Origin of the sequence: Pseudomonas sp. IT-P12 (assembly GCF_949767465.1) — a bacterium.
Taxonomy (GTDB): domain Bacteria; phylum Pseudomonadota; class Gammaproteobacteria; order Pseudomonadales; family Pseudomonadaceae; genus Aquipseudomonas.
On the sequence record NZ_CATKPY010000023.1, the window covers coordinates 63,341 to 81,903 of the forward strand.

Consider the following 18,563-nt stretch of genomic DNA (forward strand, 5'->3'; position numbering starts at 1 on the left):
CCCGGTATTGTCCGCTCCACGCCAGCGATAGCACTTCACTGGCACACGTACTAATAGCCGTCGTCGATGACGACCGTGATTTTCGATAAGGACACTGCATGAAAAAGGTTCTGTTGTTTACCGCATTGGCGGCTGCTCTGACCGCAGGCTTGGCCCAGGCTGGTGAGAAACTGGTGGTGGCGGCGACCCCGATTCCACACGCCGAGATTCTGGAGCTGATCAAGCCGACCCTCGCCAAAGAAGGCGTGGACCTGGAGATCAAGGTATTCACCGATTACGTTCAGCCGAACGTACAGGTTGCCGAAAAGCGCCTGGACGCCAACTACTTCCAGACCAAGCCTTACCTGGACAGCTTCAACAAAGGCAAGGGCACCAACCTGGAAACCGTGATCGGCGTTCACGTTGAACCTTTCGGCGGCTACTCCAGCAAATACAAATCCCTGGCCGATCTGCCAAACGGTGCGACCATCGCCCTGCCAAACGAAGGCAGCAACAGCGGCCGTGCCCTGATCCTGCTGCAGAAAGCCGGTCTGATCGAGTTGAAAGACCCGAGCAACGCCCTGTCGACGCCAAAGGACATCGCCAAGAACCCGCACAACTTCAAGTTCAAGGAACTGGAGTCGGCCTTGCTGCCACGCGTTCTGAAAGAAGTCGACCTGGACCTGATCAACACCAACTACGCGCTGGAAGCCGGTCTGAACCCGGCTAAAGACGCGCTGGTGATCGAAGGTGCCGATTCGCCGTACGTGAACTTCCTGGTGGCTCGTCCGGACAACAAGGACAGCGCAGCCATCCAGAAACTGGCCAAGGCTTTGACCAGCCCTGAAGTGAAAGCCTTCATCGAGAAGAAGTACAGCGGCGCGGTACTGCCGGCGTTCTGATTCACGCGGTAAACCCCTTCACGGTTTCGAACGCCGACGGCTAGCGATAGCGTCGGCGTTTTTTTGCCTGCTCGTTTCTCGAGGGGGTAACCGTGTGCAGCCAGTGCCTGTAGCAAAAGGCACCGCCTGTTCGAGAGCAGGCTCGCTCCCGCGAAGGACAGGTGTTCAGGCCACCCCGGCCTTCAACGCCCTGCGCAACGCCACCAGCAGTTTCAGGATGTCCTGCGGGTCCAGTGGTTGCGGTGCTTTTACGTCAGCCATGATGTTCTTCCTTGTGTGGTCCGGCCAGGTCTGGCCAGAAGCTGTGCGTCCTTGGAGGGCAAATTCGAGAAAAAGATCCCCCCTGCGGCGCAAAGGAAAGTAGTCGGCTTCCTGCGTGCCGGCCAATTCGGCGGATAGGTTTTTGCGTGATATCAATATGCTTTAACGGTATTTAAATTTAATTTCTTATACCTTTAAAGTCGGTGCTTGCCGGGTCGTTACCCACTGCCCATGGACCGCACCACCGTCGCTTACCGAGCGGCGTCCAGGATGTTCAATGAACTTCGATTACGCTTTTATCCTCAGCACCCTGCCGGCGTTCGTCACGGCGGTAGGCGTGACGTTGCAGGTCGGCCTGATTGCCATCGGCACGTCGCTGCTGGTGGCCTTGATCAACGCGACGATCCTGGTGTTCCGCACGCCTTACCTGCAGCGCCTGGTCGGGCTGTATGTGGAGTTGGCGCGCAACACGCCGCTGTTGATCCAGCTGTTCTTCGTCTACTTCGCGTTGCCGGCCCTGGGCATCAAGGTGTCCGGTTTTGCGGCCGCTAACATCACCATGACGTTCCTCGGCGGAGCCTATCTCACCGAGGTGCTGCGTGCCGGGGTGGAGGCCGTACCTGCGGCGCAACTGGAGTCCGGTCGTTCCATCGGGTTGTCCCACGGTCAATTGCTGCGCTACGTGATCCTGCCGCAAGCGGGCATCCTCAGCCTGCCTTCGCTGTTCGCCAATTTCATTTTCCTGCTGAAAGAAACCACCGTGGTTTCGGCGGTGGCGGTGCCGGAAATTCTCTACACCACCAAAAGCTACATCGCCCTCTACTACAAAACCTACGAAATGCTCGCCGTGCTGACACTGATCTGCGTGCTGCTGTTTTTACCGCTGTCGCTGTTGCTCAGCCGTCTGGAAAGGAGGCTCCAGCATGGCCAGTTCGGGTCTTGAACTGCTCTGGGTGTCGTTGCCGCAACTGGGCAAGGGCGCTGCGCAAACCCTGTCGATTTCCTTTCTGAGCATCGCCATCAGCACGGTGGGCGGGGTGCTCTACGGCGTGTTGCGTACGCTGAATTCAAAAGCCTTGAACGCGATCCTGCGGGTGTACCTGGAGCTGTTCCGGGCGATTCCGGTGCTGGTCTGGCTGTACCTGCTGTTCTTTGGCCTGCCGATTTTCTTCGGCCTCAGCCTTCCGAGCTTCTGGTGCGCGGTGCTGGTTTTGTCGCTCTGGGGCGCCAGCGAAGTGGGCGAGGTGGTGCGCGGTGCGTTGCATTCGCTGCCACGCGGGCAGCGTGAAGCCGGGTTGTCGATCGGCCTGAATGGGCCGCAACTCTACGGCTACGTGTTGCTGCCCCAGGCCCTGAAACGCATGACGCCGCCGACCATCAACGTCTACACGCGAATCATCAAGACCAGCTCTCTGGCGGTGTTGATCGGCGTGGTGGACGTGATCAAGGTCGGCCAGCAGATCATCGAGCGCACCTACGAATCGGTGCTGATCTACGGCGCCCTGTTCCTGTTTTTCTTTTTCATCTGCTACCCGCTGTCAGCCGCCTCGCGTGTGCTGGAGCGGCGCTGGACGCAAGCATGAACGCATTGATCGAGTTCAAGGGTTTCAACAAGTTCTTTGGCGAGCAGCAGGTGCTCAAGGGCATCGACCTGAACGTCAACTCAGGCGAAGTGATCGTCATCCTCGGTCCCAGCGGCTGCGGCAAGAGCACGTTGTTACGGTGCCTCAACGGCCTGGAAGTCGCCCACGGCGGCAGCCTGGCATTTGCCGGTCGCGAGTTGCTGAACAAGGGCACCGACTGGCGCGAAGTGCGGCAACAGATCGGCATGGTGTTCCAGAGTTACCACCTGTTCCCGCACATGAGCGTGCTCGACAACCTGCTGCTCGGCCCGGTCAAGGTGCAAAAGCGCGAACGTCGTGAGGCACAGGTCCAGGCTGAAGCCCTGCTGGCGCGGGTGGGCCTGCTGGACAAGCGCGATGCCTTTCCCCGCCAGCTCTCCGGTGGTCAGCAGCAACGGATCGCCATCGTTCGTTCGCTGTGCATGAACCCCAGGGTCATGTTGTTTGATGAGGTCACCGCCGCCCTCGATCCGGAAATGGTCAAGGAAGTGCTGGAAGTCATTCAGGGCCTGGCCCGTGAAGGCATGACGCTGCTGATCGTCACCCACGAAATGGCCTTTGCCCGTGCCGTGGCCGACCGAATCGTGTTCATGGATGCCGGGCGAATCCTTGAACAGAACCCCCCCGAGATTTTCTTTACGAACCCGCAAACCGCACGAGCGCAGCAGTTCCTGGAGAAGTTCTCCTACGTCGCCGCCCTACCCGAAACGACTCAAACAAAGGAACTGGAACTGCCATGAAAACTGCCAAGGCTTCACGCTTGCTTCTCCCGCTGCTCGGCCTCGCGCTGCTGGCCGGCTGCAATAAAACCGAAGAACCGCCAAAGCCCAAAGTCGCCAGCGAAAGCAGCGCGCCGGCCGGCTACCTGGAAAAGATCAAGGCGCGGGACAAGTTGATCGTCGGCGTCTTCACCGACAAGCCGCCGTTCGGCTTCGTCGATGAGGCGGGGCGTTACGTCGGTTTCGATACCGACATCGGCCGTCGTTTCGCCAAGGATCTGCTGGGCGACGAAAACAAGATCGAATTCGTTGCAGTGGAGCCGGCCAGCCGAATTCCATTCCTGCAAAGTGACAAGGTCGACCTGATCCTGGCCAACATGACCGTGACCCCGGAGCGCAAGGAGGCGGTGGAATTCACCAACCCGAACCTGAAGGTCGCGGTGCAGGCATTGGTGCCACAGGCCAGCGAGGTGAAAACCCTCGATGACCTGGCGACCCGCACCACCATCGTCACCACCGGCACCACGGCAGACATCTGGCTGACCAAGAACCACCCGGACTGGAAACTGCTCAAGTTCGAGAAGAACTCCGAGTCGCTGCAAGCCCTGGCCAATGGTCGCGGCGATGCCTATGCCCAGGACAACCTGGTGCTGTTCAGCTGGGCCAAGCAGAACCCGGGTTATCGCGTGCTGGCGCAGACGCTGGGTGCCGAAGCGCCGATTGCGCCGGCGGTGAAGAAGGGCAACATCGAGCTGCGTGACTGGGTCAACGCCGAGTTGGCGAAGCTGGGTGAAGAGAAATACCTGCTCAAGCTGTACGACCAGTACGTGCGCAAGGAACTGAGCGACGATACAAAGCCTGAGAGCGTGATTGTCGAGGGTGGCAAGTGGCAGGGGTAACTCACTAGCGCCTCAGACGATCTGTGTGTCCCCATCGCGAGCGGGCTCTCTCCCACAGGTTTTGTGCAGTACCTGGGGGAGCGAGCCCGCTCGCGATTCGGTGCACAGGGCGCCGATCAGCCCGGCCAATTCCACGCCGGCTCATCCAGCACCCGCTGCCCGACCATCCCGGTCTGGCCCAGGGTTTTTTCCAGCACGATGCAATGGCATGCCGGGTCCTCCTGCAATGCCGAAATCAGCCGTCGTGCATGGGACACCACCCACACCTGAGCGTGTTCCGAGGCCCTGATGATCAGGCGCGCCAGCGCGGGCAACAGATCCGGGTGCAGGCTGGTCTCCGGTTCGTTGAGCACCATCAGCGATGGCGGACGGGGTGTCAGCAGCGCCGCGATCAGCAACAGATAACGCAGCGTCCCATCGGACAGCTCGGCCGCCGATAACGGGCGCAGCAAACCTTCCTGATAAAACTCGATCGCGAAGCGTCCACCCGGCAGCGGCTCGATATTCAATCGCGCACCAGGGAACGCATCGCTGATCGCGGCCTGCAAGGCGTCGGGATCACCGATCTCGCGAATGGTCTGCAAGGCTGCTGCCAGGTCCCGCCCATCGTGATGCAGCACCGGCGTACGCGTCCCCAACTGTGGTTGGCGCGCCGGTGCGTCGGCGTCGCTGCGAAAGTGATCGTAAAAGCGCCAGCGCCGAATGAATTCGCGCATCTGCACGACTTCCGGAGAGCTTCGAAGGCTGCCGACCTGATCGAACAGGCTGTCGAAATGTGGCGTGTGCTGGGCCAGCACGTCCCAGCTGCGACCGGCACGGGCGCGAATCATCGAGCCATCGCGATCCACCAACAGGCTGGCGGGGCGATAGAGCGGCCCGGACCAGATGCATTCCTTCTTGATTTCCGGGTCGAGGGAAAACGCCGACAGACTCGGCACCGGCAGGCCCAGGGCGATCGAATAGCTGAAGTCCTCGCCGGCAAATCCCAGGCGCAGGCGTTTGACGCCGTGCCGCACGGTCGACTGGATAGGCACCTCACCGCTACGCATGCGCCGGGTGATGATTTCAGGCCCCGCCCAGAACGTCGAGTCCAGGCCGCCCTCGCGGGCCAACGCGTTGACCACGCCGCCCTGGGCGGTTTCCGCCAACAGACGCAACGCACGGTAGAGGTTGGATTTGCCGCTGCCGTTCGGTCCGGTGATCAGGTTCAAGCGACCCAGGGGAATCACCAGGTTGTTGATCGAGCGGTAGTTGGCCACCGCGAGGGTTTTGAGCATGAAAAAGCTTCCTTTACCGGGTCGCCCGGTTGCCTGCCTTCTTGTGGGCGCGCGCCTCACGGCACTCTCAAGACCATCGCGAGCGAGCTCGCTCCTAAGGGGAGGGCCGCCAGCTGTGCAGCTATTGAACCCTGTTCTAAGCTCACAGTCGTATTGCCATTGGCACGTCCGTACAGCGCAAAGGAGTTTGCATGGCTGGTCCCGGGTTGAAAAGAGTGGTGGGCCTGAGCCTCCTGCTGCTGTTGAGCGCCTGCGGCGAAAAACCCCAGGTCGAGAAAGATCGCCCACGGGTGTTCGTGCAGGTGGTCAAGCCGGCCGAATACGCCGCGTCGGTGACACTCACCGGTGATGTGCAGGCACGGGTCCAGACCGACCTGTCGTTTCGCGTCGGCGGCAAGATCATCCAGCGCTCGGTCGATGTCGGTGACCGGGTGTCGGCCAAGCAGGTGTTGGCCAAGCTCGACCCGAAAGACCTGCAGAACAGTGTCGACTCGGCCAAGGCCCAGGTGGTCGCCGAGCAGGCGCGGGTGACCCAGACCGCTGCCGCCTTCGTCCGCCAGCAAAAACTTCTGCCCAAGGGCTACACCAGCCAGAGCGAATACGATTCGGCCCAGGCGGCATTGCGCAGCAGTCAGAGTGCGTTGACCGCCGCCCAGGCGCAACTGGCCAACGCCCGTGATCAGTTGAGCTACACCGCGCTGGTCGCCGACGCGCCGGGGATCATCACCGCCCGCCAGGCCGAGGTCGGCCAGGTGGTGCAGGCCACGGTGCCGATTTTCAGCCTGGCCCGGGACGGTGAGCGGGACGCGGTGTTCAACGTCTACGAATCGCTGCTGGCACACGAGCCGGAAGAAAAGACCATCGTGGTCAGCCTGCTCGACAACCCGGCCATCAAGACCACCGGCACGGTGCGGGAAATCACCCCGGCGGTCTCCGCGCAGACCGGCACGGTGCAGGTCAAGGTCACGCTCGACGGCCTGCCGGATGGCATGCAGCTCGGCTCGGTGGTCAGTGCCACGGCGAAGATCCCGGGCACATCCGCGGTCGAATTGCCGTGGTCGGCGCTCACCAAAAACCTCAGCGAACCGGCCGTGTGGCGGGTGGACGACCAGGGTGCGGCGCAGTTGCAAACGGTCACGGTCGGGCGCTACCTGACCGGCAAGGTCATCGTCAGCGACGGCCTGAAGGACGGCGACCAGGTCATCATCGCCGGCGGTCAGTTGTTGCACCCAGGGGTCAAGGTCGACATCGCCGAAAACACCTACAAGTACCTGGCCGAGGGAGTCCAGCCATGAAGCATCTGTTGCTGGCCTGCGCCGTGGTGATGCTGGTGGCGTGCTCGGACGAGGAACCGCCCCCGGAGCCGGTACGTCCGGTGTTGTCGGTCCGGGTGCAGGCGCTGGACGAGCAAACGCTCGGTCGCTTCGCCGGCAGCATCCAGGCCCGTTACGAAACCAATGTGGGCTTTCGCGTGCCGGGGCGGATCGCCAGTCGCAACGTCGATGTCGGCGCCGAAGTGGAGAAGGGGGCGTTGCTCGCCACGCTCGATCCCACGGATCAGCAGAACCAGTTGCGTGCGGCGCAGGGCGATCTGGCGCAGGTCCAGGCGCAGTTGATCAACGCCCAGGCCGACGCCCGTCGCCAACGGGAATTGTTCGATCGCGGGGTGGGCGCCCAGGCGCAACTGGACATTGCCCAGACCAACCTGAAAACCACACAAGCCTCCTATGACCAGGCGAAGTCGGCCGTCGATCAGGCCCAGGACGCGCTCGGCTACGTCGAGTTGCACACCGATCACAAGGCCATTGTGACCGCGTGGAATGCCGAAGCCGGCCAGGTGGTGACGGCCGGCCAGCAGGTCGTGACCCTGGCGCAGCCGGACATCAAGGAAGCGGTGATCGACCTGCCCGACACGCTGGTCGATCAGTTGCCGGCGGACGTGGTGTTTCAGGTCGCCGTGGAACTGGACCCGAGCATCACCACCACGGCCACCGTACGTGAAATCGAACCCCAGGCGCAGAGCGCCACCCGCACCCGCCGCGCGCGCCTGACCCTGGCCGAAACACCGCCCGGTTTTCGCCTGGGCACCGCCATCGGCGTGACCCTCAGTTCGACGATCAAACCGCGTATCGAGCTGCCCCTGACCGCCCTGCAGGACGCCGATGGGAAAACCCGGATCTGGGTCATCGATCTGCAGAATGCAACGGTTTCGCCACGGGAGGTGCAAGTGGTCAGCCGCAGCGGTTCGACGATGGTCCTGGCCAGCGGTGTGAAGACCGGCGAGCGGGTGGTGAGTGCCGGCGTCAACAGCCTGAAGCCTGGGCAGAAAGTGAAAATCGACGAGGACAGCCCACGATGAAAGGGAGTTTCAACTTATCCGAATGGGCGCTCAGGCATCAGTCGTTCATCTGGTACCTGATGCTGGTCGCGTTGCTGATGGGGGTGTTCTCCTACCTGAACCTGGGTCGCGAGGAAGACCCTTCGTTCACCATCAAGACCATGGTGATCCAGAGCCGCTGGCCCGGTGCGACCCAGGAAGAAACCCTCAAGCAGGTCACGGACCGCATCGAGAAAAAACTCGAGGAGCTCGACTCCCTCGACTATGTGAAAAGCTACACCCGGCCTGGCGAATCGACGGTGTTCGTGTTCCTGCGCGACACCACCAGCGCCAAGGACATCCCGGAAATCTGGTACCAGGTGCGCAAGAAGATCAACGACATCCGCGGCCAGTTTCCCCAGGGGCTGCAAGGGCCGGCGTTCAACGACGAGTTCGGCGATGTGTTCGGTTCGGTGTACGCCTTCACCGCCGACGGTTTGTCGATGCGCCAGTTGCGCGATTACGTCGAGCAGGTCCGCGCCGAGATCCGTGACGTGCCCGGGCTGGGCAAGGTCGAGATGATCGGCGAACAGGATGAAGTGCTCTACCTGAACTTCTCCACCCGCAAACTGGCGGCGCTGGGCATTGATGAGCGTCAGGTGGTGTCGAGCCTGCAATCGCAGAACGCGGTGACGCCCGCCGGGGTGATCGAAGCCGGGCCGGAGCGGATCTCCGTGCGCACCAGCGGCCAGTTCGCTTCGGAAAAGGACCTGGCAAACGTCAACCTGCGGCTCAACGATCGCTTTTATCGCCTGGCGGACATTGCCGAGATCAGCCGGGGTTATGTCGACCCGGCGAACCCGGAGTTTCGTTTCAACGGGAAGCCGGCCATCGGCCTGGCCATCGCCATGAAGAAGGGCGGCAACATCCAGACGTTCGGCAAGGCGCTGCATCAGCGCATGACCGAACTGACCGCCGACCTGCCCGTGGGCGTCGGCGTGCACAATGTGTCCGACCAGGCCGCCGTCGTGGAAAAGGCCGTCGGTGGCTTCACCAGCGCCCTGTTCGAAGCGGTGGTGATCGTGATGCTGGTCAGTTTCGTCAGCCTGGGTGTACGCGCCGGTCTGGTGGTGGCTTGCTCGATTCCCCTGGTGCTGGCCATGGTCTTTGTGTTCATGGAATACAGCGGCATCACCATGCAGCGGATCTCCCTCGGCGCCCTGATCATCGCCCTCGGCCTGCTGGTGGATGACGCGATGATCACCGTGGAGATGATGGTCACGCGCCTGGAAATGGGCGAAACCAAGGAACAGGCGGCCACGTTCGCCTACACCTCCACCGCGTTCCCGATGCTCACCGGCACGCTGGTGACGGTCGCGGGTTTCGTGCCCATTGGCCTGAACGCCAGTTCGGCGGGTGAATACACCTTCACCCTGTTCGCGGTGATCGCCGTGGCGATGCTGGTGTCATGGATCGTCGCGGTGCTGTTCGCGCCGGTCATCGGCGTGCACATCCTCAGCGCCAACGTCAAACCCCATGCCGCCGAGCCCGGGCGCATCGGCCGTGGCTTCAACTACGGCATGCTCTGGGCGATGCGCAATCGCTGGTGGGCCATCGGCATCACCATCGCCTTGTTCGTCGTGTCGGTGTATTCCATGAAGTTTGTGCAGAACCAGTTCTTCCCGTCCTCGGACCGTCCGGAAATCCTCGTCGACCTGAACCTGCCGCAAAACGCTTCGATCGCCGAAACCCGCAAGGCCGTGGACAAGCTGGAAGCGACGCTCAAGGACGACCCGGACATCGAGCGCTGGAGCACCTACATCGGCGAAGGCGCGATCCGTTTCTACCTGCCGCTGGACCAGCAGTTGCAGAACCCGTACTACGCGCAACTGGTCATCGTCAGCAAAGGCCTGGAGTCGCGCGAGGCCCTCAGCCAGCGATTGCGCGAACGCTTGCGCAAGGAGTTCGTCGGCATCGGCAGCTACGTCCAGGCACTGGAAATGGGGCCGCCGGTCGGCCGGCCCATTCAATACCGGGTCAGTGGCAAGGACATCGACCAGGTGCGCAAGCACGCCATCGCCCTGGCCACCGAACTGGACAAGAATTCGCACATCGGCGAGATCATCTACGACTGGAACGAGCCGGGCAAAGTGCTGCGCATCGACATCGCCCAGGACAAGGTGCGGCAGTTGGGGCTGTCATCGGAAGAAGTGGCGAACCTGATGAACAGCATCGTCGCCGGAGCACCCGTGACGCAGGTCGATGATGACATCTACCTGATCAACGTCGTGGGGCGCGCGGTCGACGATGAGCGCGGTACGCCGGAAACCCTGCAGAACCTGCAAATCGTCACGCCCAGCGGCACCTCGATTCCACTGCTGGCCTTCGCCACCCTGCGCTATGAGCTCGAGCAGCCACTGGTGTGGCGTCGCGACCGCAGGCCGACGATCACCATCAAGGCGGCGGTGCGCGACGAGATTCAACCGACCGACCTGGTCACGCAGTTGAAGCCGACCATCGACCAGTTCGCCGCTTCGTTGCCGGTGGGTTACAAGGTCGCCACTGGCGGCACGGTGGAGGAAAGCGCCAAGGCCCAGGGGCCGATCGCCAAGGTCGTGCCGTTGATGCTGTTCCTGATGGCGACCTTCTTGATGATCCAGCTGCACAGCGGGCAGAAGCTGTTCCTGGTCGCCAGCGTCGCGCCGCTCGGACTGATTGGCGTGGTCCTGGCGCTGATTCCGACGGGCACGCCGATGGGCTTCGTGGCGATCCTCGGGATTCTGGCGTTGATCGGCATCATCATCCGCAACTCGGTGATTCTGGTGACCCAGATCGACGCCTACGAGAAGGCCGGTTCCACGCCATGGGACGCGGTGGTGCAAGCCACGGAACACCGGCGCCGGCCGATTCTGCTGACCGCCGCAGCGGCGAGCCTGGGGATGATCCCGATTGCCCGGGAAGTGTTCTGGGGGCCGATGGCCTACGCGATGATCGGCGGCATCATCATCGCGACGCTGCTGACACTGCTGTTTTTGCCGGCGCTGTATGTGGCCTGGTACAGGATTCGCGAGCCGAAGCAGGAGGCGCAGTAAAGGCGAGCAGGCTCGTTCCCACAGGGGACCCGAGTCGTTCTGGCACAACGCGGTCTCCTGTGGGAGCGAGCCTGCTCGCGAAGGCGGCCCCCCAGCCTATGCCGACTTGCGCCAGACACTGGCCAACCAAGGCTGCTGCGCCCTCGGCAGCCCCGCCGGCCGGTAGTAGTGCTCCAGCTCGACGAACCCGGCTGCGGTCAGCAACCCCTGCCAGGCCGCCAGGTCGTGATACGCCCCATACCGGGGGCCGTTCCAGCCTTCCTGATTCTCGCCACGCGGATTGGAGCTGAACAACACGCCACCGGGTTTCAACGTGCCGTGCAATTGCTGCAACACCCGAGGCAATTCCTGGCGCGGAATGTGGAACAGCACGGCATTGGCAAAAATCCCGTCGAAGCGCCCGGCTGGCAGGTCGAGCTTGAGGAAATCCTGCTGCCAGACCTCGCAACCGCTGTCCTCGCGCGCCATCCGGGCAAACTCTTGCGAGCCATCGAGTCCTACCGCGCGGTGGCCCAGGCGCGTGAACGTCTGCAAATCGCGCCCGGGCCCGCAACCAAAATCGAGAATGTCGAACGGCGCTTCGCCCTGAATATGGCGCAGCAATGCATCGATGTTCTGGCTGACATCGTGATCGCGGGTGCCTTCGCGAAAGCCTTCGGCCACCGAATTGTAATGGCCCAGGGTGGTGGCGGTGATTTGCTCGAGGTCGGCGGGGGTCTGTTTCATGGTCGGCTGCACAGGCTGGGAATCTGCCGAATATACGCCATACGGGCGGGCGACCTGTGACTTCTTACGGGGCGTCCGCCGTGTCGGTTATTGCCGTCAGAATTTTGCGATCCGCCCTTTTGCAGTCGGCCGATCAACGCTTGTTCAACCCCCGAGCCAGGCGATCCCCACCCAACTGAATCACCGCCACCAACGCCACCAGCAACACGATCACCGTCAACATGATCTGGCTGTCGAAACGCTGATAGCCGTAGCGATAGGCGATGTCGCCCAACCCGCCCGCGCCAATCGCGCCAGCCATGGCCGAGGAGTTGATCATGGTCACCAGGGTAATGGTGAAACCACCGACGATTCCCGGCAGCGCCTCAGGCAACAACACATGCCAGACGATGTGCCAGCGCCGGCAGCCCATGGCCTGCGCCGCTTCGATCAAACCGTGATCGACCTCGCGCAGACTGACCTCGGCGATGCGCGCAAAGAATGGCGTGGCGGCGATGGTCAGCGGCACCACGGCGGCCCAGACGCCGTAGGTGGTGCCGACGATCAGGCGGGTGAACGGAATCAGCGCCACCATCAGGATCAGGAACGGGATCGAGCGGAACAGGTTGACGAACGCGCCCAGCGCGCGGTTCAGCGCCGGTGCCTCGTAGATCCCGCCCTTGCCACTGGTGACCAGGATCACCGCCAGCGGAATGCCCGCCAGCAGCGCGATCAATGACGACACCCCGACCATCAGGAAGGTGTCGATGAAACCTTGCAGCAAACGATCAAACCACATAACCGAGCACCTCCACCTGTTGGGCCCAGCGACTGGCGCGCAGGCGCAGTTCTTCAGCGCCCAGCGACGAGCCGGACACCGCCAGCAGCAATTGTCCCAGGGCATGCCCCTGAATCCGTTCCACGCCGCCCTGCAGCAACCGCACGCGACCGCCGAGGGCGGCGAACAGCGCGGCCAGGTCCGGTTCGTCGGTGGCGCTGCCGGTGAATTGCAAACGCAGGACCACGGCGGCCTCGGGGGATTGCAGTTGCGTCTGCAGACGGCTTTGCAGTTCCGCCGGCAACCCGTGTTGCAACGGGGCGAGCAAGGTTTTGCTGACCTCGTGCTGCGGGTTGCCGAAGACTTCCCACACCGGCCCTTGCTCGACGACGCGGCCATGCTCCAGCACCACCACGCGGTCGCAGATGTCGCGGATCACCGCCATTTCGTGGGTGATCAGCACGATGGTCAAACCCAGGCGCTGGTTGATCTCGCGCAGCAGGCCGAGGATCGATTGCGTGGTCTCCGGATCGAGTGCCGACGTGGCTTCATCGCACAGCAGGATCTCGGGGTCGTGCACCAGTGCGCGGGCGATGCCGACGCGCTGTTTCTGTCCGCCGGAAAGCTGCGCCGGGTACGCCTTGTGTTTGGCTTGCAGGCCTACCAGCTCCAGCAGTTCACGGACCTTGCGCTCGCGTTGTTCCCTGGGCACGCCAGCGACTTTCAGCGGCAGTTCGACGTTCTGCCAGACGGTCTTGGCCGACATCAGGTTGAAGTGCTGGAAGATCATGCCGATGCGCCGGCGCAGCGTCACCAGACGGTCTTCATCGAACTCGCCGATGTCGACCTGATCGATCAGCACCCGACCGCTGCTCGGCTGCTCCAGGCGGTTGATGGTGCGGATCAGCGACGACTTGCCGGCGCCGCTGCGACCGATGATGCCGAACACTTCGCCACGCTGGATCGCCAGGTCGATGCCGTGCAGGGCGGCCACCGGGCCTTGCTGGCCGTTGTAGGTCTTGCCCACGCCGATAAAGCGCACGTGGGCGTGATTGAGCTGCGGGTGCAGTTCGGTCTGTTCGACTTTATGTCGCTCTGGAATTTCCAGTCGCAAGGGCGTCGCCGCAGTCATTTTCAGCTTTCCCAACCGGCTTGATAGAGCTTGCCGTGGGCTTTATCCAGGGCGGCGCGAACGGCAGGCGAATGCTGGTAGATGTCGACGAACTTGATCAGTCGCGGATCGGTTTTGCTTTTCGGCTGGATCACGAACTGGATCACGTATTCCTTGTGATCGAGCCCGTCGAACAGCAGCGCGGAACCGGCATCGAAAGTTTTCGCCAGGCGGATATAGGCCGGGTAACCCTGGACCAGGTCGGCGTCGTCATAGGCACGCACCAGTTGCACGGCTTCGACCTGCAGGATTTTGATGTGCTTGGGGTTGGCGACGATGTCTTCTTCGGTGGCCTTGTAGCCCACCCCCGGCTTGAGCGTGATCAGCCCGGCCTTGGCCAGCAACTGCAAGCCGCGACCGCTGTTGATCGGGTCGTTGGCGATGGCCACGCTGGCGCCTTCGGGCAGCTCGTCGAAACTTTTGTATTGCTTCGAGTAGAGGCCGACGTTGTTGATGATCCCCGGCGCGAACGGCACCAGGTCAAAACCGGAAGCGGCCCTGGCGTTTTCGAGGAACGGCACGTGCTGGAAATAGTTCACGTCGATGTCGCCGGCCGCGAGGCTGACGTTGGGGGCAATCCAGTCGGTGAATTCCACCAGTTCGACTTTCAGGCCTTGTTTGCCGGCTTCCTCGACCGCGGCTTCCAGCGGGATGGCGAACGCGGCGGTGGTGCCGACTTTCAGCGGCGGGTCGGCGGCGAAGGTGACGGAGCTGAAGAGGCCGAGGGCCAGGGCCAGTGCTTTGACTGGGTGGGAGAGGTCGTTTTTGGTCATGATGGATTTCCAGTCAGTGCTTTGGATTTTGGGTGTCTGTTGGGGCCAATCGCGAGCAGGCTCGCTCCCACAGGGAAACGCGGTTAACTGTGGGAGCGAGCCTGCTCGCGACGCTTTTACCGGCGAAACGCCGACCCCGTATGCTGCTCAGGCAAATGCGCCCCCTCGTGAAACAGCTTCTGCCGCAGGCTGCCGTCGTCATAAGCGGTCTTGTACGACCCGCGACGCTGCAGCTCGGGAATCACCAGGTCGATGAAGTCCACATAGCTTTCCGGCGTGACAATGCGGGTCAGGTTGAAACCATCCAGCCCGGTTTCGGCAATCCACGACTCGAGCTCATCCGCCACCTGACCGGGCGAACCGACCACGGTGATGTAGCGTCCGCCCAGGGCGTGTTGCTCGAGCAGTCGGCGGCGGGTCCAGTCGTTGTTCTGCAAGTGTTTGGTGGCCGACTGGATCGCATTGCTCTTGACGTACTGGATCGGTTCGTCGATGGCGTACTCGGAAAAATCGATGCCGGTGGACGCCGAGAAATGCGCCACGCCGGCTTCGGCGCTGGCGTAGCTGCGGTACTCGGCATGCTTGGCCCAGGCCAGCTCCTCGGTGGCGCCGACGATCACGTTCAGGCCCATGAACACCTTCACGTCCTGTGGGTGACGCCCGGCCTCGACGGCACTGGCGCGCACCTTGTCGACCTGGGCCTTCGTCGACGGTTTGTTCTGGCCGCTGATGAACACGCATTCGGCATGGCGCCCGGCGAAGAGCAAGCCGCGATCCGAACTGCCGGCCTGGAACAGCACCGGCGTACGCTGCGGCGAGGGCTCGCAGAGGTGATACCCCTCGACCTGATAGAACTCGCCCTTGTGCTCGACCTTGTGCACTTTGTCCGGCTGCGCGTAGATCCGCTGTTGGGGATCGTTGAGCACTGCGTCGTTTTCCCAGCTGCCCTCCCAGAGCTTGTAGAGCACTTCGAGGTATTCGTCGGCCTGGTCGTAACGCCGGTCGTGTTCGACCTGCTCGCTCAGCCCCATGGCTTTGGCGGCGCTGTCCAGGTAACCGGTGACGATGTTCCAGCCGACCCGGCCACGGCTCAGGTGATCGAGCGTCGACATGCGACGGGCGAACAGGTAGGGCGGTTCGTAGGTCAGGTTGGCGGTCAGGCCGAAGCCGAGGTTTTTCGTCACGGCGGCCATCGCCGACACCAGCAGCAAGGGGTCGTTGACCGGCAGCTGGATCGACTCCTTCAACGGCACGTCCACCGAGTTCTGGTAGACGTCATACACACCGACGATGTCTGCGATGAACAAACCGTCGAACAGACCGCGCTCCAGCAACTGCGCCAGTTCGGTCCAGTATTCGATCGTCTTGTACTGGGTGGAGGTGTCCCGGGGGTGGGTCCACAAACCGTGATTGATATGCCCGACGCAGTTCATGTTGAACGCGTTGAGCAGGATTTTCTTTTTCGCCTCGGCCATCAGATCGTCCCCCGCAATGGAGGGTTTTCGTCGTTGAGGTAGTAGTTGCCCACGGCGTGATATTTCCAGCGCACCGGGTCGTGCAGCGTGTGCACCCGTGCGTTGCGCCAGTGACGGTCCAGGCCGTGCTCGATCAGCGTGGCCTGGCTGCCTGCCAGTTCGAACAGGGTGCTGCCGGCAGCGAGGGAAATCTCAGTGCTGATGGCGCGGGCCTCGGCGACGGCAATCGAGGCGGCCGCGACGGTCTCGGCCCGGGGGTCGGCCTGGGCCTTGTCGAGGTATTCACCGGCGCGTTCCAACAGGGCCTCGGTGGCATGCAGGCGAATGCTCAAGTGGCCGAAGCTCTTGAGGGTCAATGGGTCTTCGCTGGCCTTTTCATGGGTCGCGTCGATCCACGGGCGGGTCTTGGTGCGCACGAAATGCAGCGCATCCTCGTACGCCGCGCGGGCGATGCCGGTGTCGATGGCGGCGTGAAGAATCTGCGCCAGCGGGCCGACAGTCGTCGGCCGTTCGAACGCGCTTTGAAACGCGATGACGTCTGTGGCGTCGACGTAGACGTCTTCGAACACCACCGAACCGCTGCCGGTGGTGCGTTGACCGAAACCGCTCCAGTCGTCGATGACCGTCAGGCCTTTGCTGTCATGCGGCACGAAGGCGAGTTGCTGCACACCGTTTTCATCCACCACCGAGGTTGGGATGCGTTGCGCGTAGATCGCCCCCGTGGCGTAGAACTTGCGACCGTTGATGCGATAGCCGGCGCCAGAGCGGGTCAGGCGCGTGGTGCGGTCATGGGCAGTTTTGGTGCCGAGTTCGGCGAGCGCGTTGCCGAATCGCTGACCGGCCAGGACTTCGGCGTAGAGACGTTTTTTCTGCTCGTCGCTGCCGTTTACGCGCAGCACTTCGAGGGCATAGAAATGGTTCTGCGGAATCTGCCCCAGGGAGCCATCCGCCTGAGCGATCAGGGCGATGACCTTGGCCAGGGTGACGTTGGAGACGCCGGCACCGCCGTACGCCTTCGGCACGCTGATGCCCCAGAGACCCGAACGGGAAAACACCTCCAGCTCCGGAAGCGGCAGACGGCGCTCGCGGTCGCGCAGGGCGGCATCGCGTTTGAAATCTTCGGCCAGGTCACTGGCGACGATCAGGGCTTGCTCATCGCTGGTGATGACCGCGACGTGACGAGAAAGAGACATGTGTTTCTCCAGAGATCTGGTCAAAAGTGTTCTGGTCGTTAAATCCAGGAATGCCGAGCCGGCAAGGTGCCGTTCAGGCGATAAGCGCCGACGGCGTAGTACTTCCAGCGCACCGGGTCATGCAGCGTGTGCACGCGAGCGTTGCGCCAGTGGCGGTCGAGGTTGAATTCGGCGAGGGTGGCGCGGCTGCCAGCCAGTTCGAACAGTTTCTCGCTGGCCAGCAGCGAGATTTCCGTGGTCAGCACCTTGGCTTCGGCCACCGCAATCGAGGCGCGCGCAGCGGATTCGGCGGTGAGCGGCGCGGCATTGACCTGGTCCAGCACTTGCCCGGCCTTGCGCAGCAGTGCTTCGGCCGCGTGCAGTTCGATCTTCAGTTTGCCGATGTCCGCGATCACATACAGGTCATCGCTGGCCCGTTCGACTTTGGCGTCGATCCATGGGCGGGCGCGGGTCTTGACGAACTCGATGGCGTCGTCGATGGCGCCGCGAGCGATGCCGGCGTCGATGGCCGCTTGAATCAGCTGCGACACCGAACCCTGGGTGTTCGGCGTGTCATTGATCTTCCAGTTGTCCACCACCAGGTCGGCGTCGACCCGCACGTTGTTGAGCAGGATCGTGCCACTGGCGGTGGTGCGCTGGCCGAAGCCGGACCAGTCGTCGACGATGCGCAGCCCCGGCGTGCCGCGACGTACGAACGCCAGGACCTGCTTGCCCTCGTCATTCAATGCCTTGACGGCGACCCAGTGGGCGAACAGGGCGCCGGTCGAGTAGAACTTTTGCCCGTTGATGACAAAGCCGTCGCCATCGGCGGTGATCCGGGCCTTGAGCTCCAAGGTGTTCCGGGTGCCGCGCTCAGGCCCCGCATTACCGATGCGCCAGCCTTCGAGCACGCTCTTGAACAGCTGCTTTTTCTGCGCTTCGGTGGCACTGCCGAGCACCAGGTTGAGGATGCCGAACTGGTTCTGCGGGATCTGGCCCAGCGCCGGATCGGCGGCGGAAATGATCGCGAACACTTCGGCCAACGTGACGAATGAAACCTGTGGGCCACCGTATTCGCGCGGGATGGCAATGCTGCCCAGGCCACTGCGGGTGAACTGTTCGATTTCCGACCATGGCAACTTGCGCTGCCGGTCGCGCTTGGCCGCCTGCAAGCGGGCGACCTGCGCCAACTCGTGGGCGGCCTGGATGGCCTGGGCGTCGTTGCGCAAGACCTGCGCGGGCAACAACAACGGGGCGACGTCCTGATCACTCTGGACGATTGCATCTGCCAGACTGGACATCAGTGCCGCTCCTTGGCTGCACGCAATGCCCTGGCGATCTGCACTGGGGTGATTGTGTTCCGGACCATACCTACCTCACATCTCATGGGACGCCGCAGAAGGCGGCGAAGGAATAACAAG

16 protein-coding genes are annotated in these 18,563 nt (G+C 62.6%); 8 read left to right on the top strand and 8 right to left on the bottom strand.

Going from position 1 to position 18,563, the window contains the following annotated elements:
- The first annotated feature begins 98 nt into the window (after positions 1-98).
- The 5 genes from ACM6IM_RS18550 to ACM6IM_RS18570 all read left to right on the top strand — a co-directional run bounded on the left by ACM6IM_RS18550 (position 99) and on the right by ACM6IM_RS18570 (position 4,382).
- A complete protein-coding gene (locus ACM6IM_RS18550) occupies positions 99-881 on the top strand; it encodes a MetQ/NlpA family ABC transporter substrate-binding protein (protein ID WP_414865957.1) in 783 nt (260 codons plus the stop codon).
- 538 nt (positions 882-1,419) lie between these two features.
- The gene (locus ACM6IM_RS18555; protein WP_414865958.1) at positions 1,420-2,085 is read left to right on the top strand and encodes an amino acid ABC transporter permease; all 666 of its coding nucleotides are present in this window, start codon (positions 1,420-1,422) and stop codon (positions 2,083-2,085) included.
- A complete protein-coding gene (locus ACM6IM_RS18560; RefSeq protein WP_192307434.1) occupies positions 2,066-2,725 on the top strand; it encodes an amino acid ABC transporter permease in 660 nt (219 codons plus the stop codon). Before ACM6IM_RS18555 ends, ACM6IM_RS18560 begins: the two co-directional genes overlap by 20 nt.
- Positions 2,722-3,504, top strand: a complete 783-nt coding sequence (locus tag ACM6IM_RS18565; protein ID WP_414865959.1) for an amino acid ABC transporter ATP-binding protein — start codon at positions 2,722-2,724, stop codon at positions 3,502-3,504. The genes ACM6IM_RS18560 and ACM6IM_RS18565 overlap by 4 nt, the downstream gene beginning before the upstream one ends.
- Positions 3,501-4,382, top strand: a complete 882-nt coding sequence (locus tag ACM6IM_RS18570) for a transporter substrate-binding domain-containing protein (protein WP_371051239.1) — start codon at positions 3,501-3,503, stop codon at positions 4,380-4,382. Before ACM6IM_RS18565 ends, ACM6IM_RS18570 begins: the two co-directional genes overlap by 4 nt.
- 116 nt (positions 4,383-4,498) lie before the next feature.
- Here the strand turns inward: ACM6IM_RS18570 and ACM6IM_RS18575 are convergent, their stop codons facing one another.
- Positions 4,499-5,659 carry an AAA family ATPase gene (locus ACM6IM_RS18575; RefSeq protein ID WP_192307437.1) on the bottom strand — a complete coding sequence of 387 codons (1,161 nt, stop codon included), beginning with the start codon at positions 5,657-5,659 and terminating at the stop codon, positions 4,499-4,501.
- Positions 5,660-5,850: 191 nt separating this feature from the next.
- On the opposite strand from ACM6IM_RS18575, the gene ACM6IM_RS18580 reads away from it, so the two are divergent.
- The 3 genes from ACM6IM_RS18580 to ACM6IM_RS18590 are packed head-to-tail and all read left to right on the top strand — an operon-like array spanning position 5,851 to position 11,068.
- The gene (locus ACM6IM_RS18580) at positions 5,851-6,954 is read left to right on the top strand and encodes an efflux RND transporter periplasmic adaptor subunit (RefSeq protein WP_414865960.1); all 1,104 of its coding nucleotides are present in this window, start codon (positions 5,851-5,853) and stop codon (positions 6,952-6,954) included.
- A complete protein-coding gene (locus ACM6IM_RS18585) occupies positions 6,951-8,018 on the top strand; it encodes an efflux RND transporter periplasmic adaptor subunit (RefSeq protein ID WP_414865961.1) in 1,068 nt (355 codons plus the stop codon). The genes ACM6IM_RS18580 and ACM6IM_RS18585 overlap by 4 nt, the downstream gene beginning before the upstream one ends.
- A complete protein-coding gene (locus tag ACM6IM_RS18590; protein WP_192307440.1) occupies positions 8,015-11,068 on the top strand; it encodes an efflux RND transporter permease subunit in 3,054 nt (1,017 codons plus the stop codon). Before ACM6IM_RS18585 ends, ACM6IM_RS18590 begins: the two co-directional genes overlap by 4 nt.
- 96 nt (positions 11,069-11,164) lie before the next feature.
- On the opposite strand, the gene ACM6IM_RS18595 is transcribed toward ACM6IM_RS18590, so the two are convergent.
- The 7 genes from ACM6IM_RS18595 to ACM6IM_RS18625 form a co-directional block, all read right to left on the bottom strand.
- Positions 11,165-11,794: a class I SAM-dependent methyltransferase gene (locus ACM6IM_RS18595; RefSeq protein ID WP_201196432.1), complete on the bottom strand. Its 630-nt coding sequence runs from the start codon at positions 11,792-11,794 to the stop codon at positions 11,165-11,167.
- 133 nt (positions 11,795-11,927) lie between these two features.
- Positions 11,928-12,572 carry a methionine ABC transporter permease gene (locus tag ACM6IM_RS18600; RefSeq protein ID WP_025211262.1) on the bottom strand — a complete coding sequence of 215 codons (645 nt, stop codon included), beginning with the start codon at positions 12,570-12,572 and terminating at the stop codon, positions 11,928-11,930.
- Positions 12,562-13,683, bottom strand: a complete 1,122-nt coding sequence (locus ACM6IM_RS18605) for a methionine ABC transporter ATP-binding protein (RefSeq protein ID WP_192307443.1) — start codon at positions 13,681-13,683, stop codon at positions 12,562-12,564. Before ACM6IM_RS18605 ends, ACM6IM_RS18600 begins: the two co-directional genes overlap by 11 nt.
- 2 nt (positions 13,684-13,685) lie before the next feature.
- Positions 13,686-14,495 (bottom strand): MetQ/NlpA family ABC transporter substrate-binding protein, encoded by an 810-nt coding sequence (locus ACM6IM_RS18610; protein WP_414865962.1) that lies wholly within the window; start codon positions 14,493-14,495, stop codon positions 13,686-13,688.
- Between the two features lie 116 nt (positions 14,496-14,611).
- Positions 14,612-15,970, bottom strand: coding sequence for an LLM class flavin-dependent oxidoreductase (locus ACM6IM_RS18615; RefSeq protein WP_192307445.1), 1,359 nt, complete (start codon positions 15,968-15,970; stop codon positions 14,612-14,614).
- Positions 15,970-17,163, bottom strand: coding sequence for an SfnB family sulfur acquisition oxidoreductase (locus tag ACM6IM_RS18620; protein WP_414865963.1), 1,194 nt, complete (start codon positions 17,161-17,163; stop codon positions 15,970-15,972). Before ACM6IM_RS18620 ends, ACM6IM_RS18615 begins: the two co-directional genes overlap by 1 nt.
- A 38-nt stretch (positions 17,164-17,201) precedes the next feature.
- Positions 17,202-18,443, bottom strand: coding sequence for an SfnB family sulfur acquisition oxidoreductase (locus ACM6IM_RS18625; RefSeq protein WP_414865964.1), 1,242 nt, complete (start codon positions 18,441-18,443; stop codon positions 17,202-17,204).
- Positions 18,444-18,563: the final 120 nt, after the last annotated feature.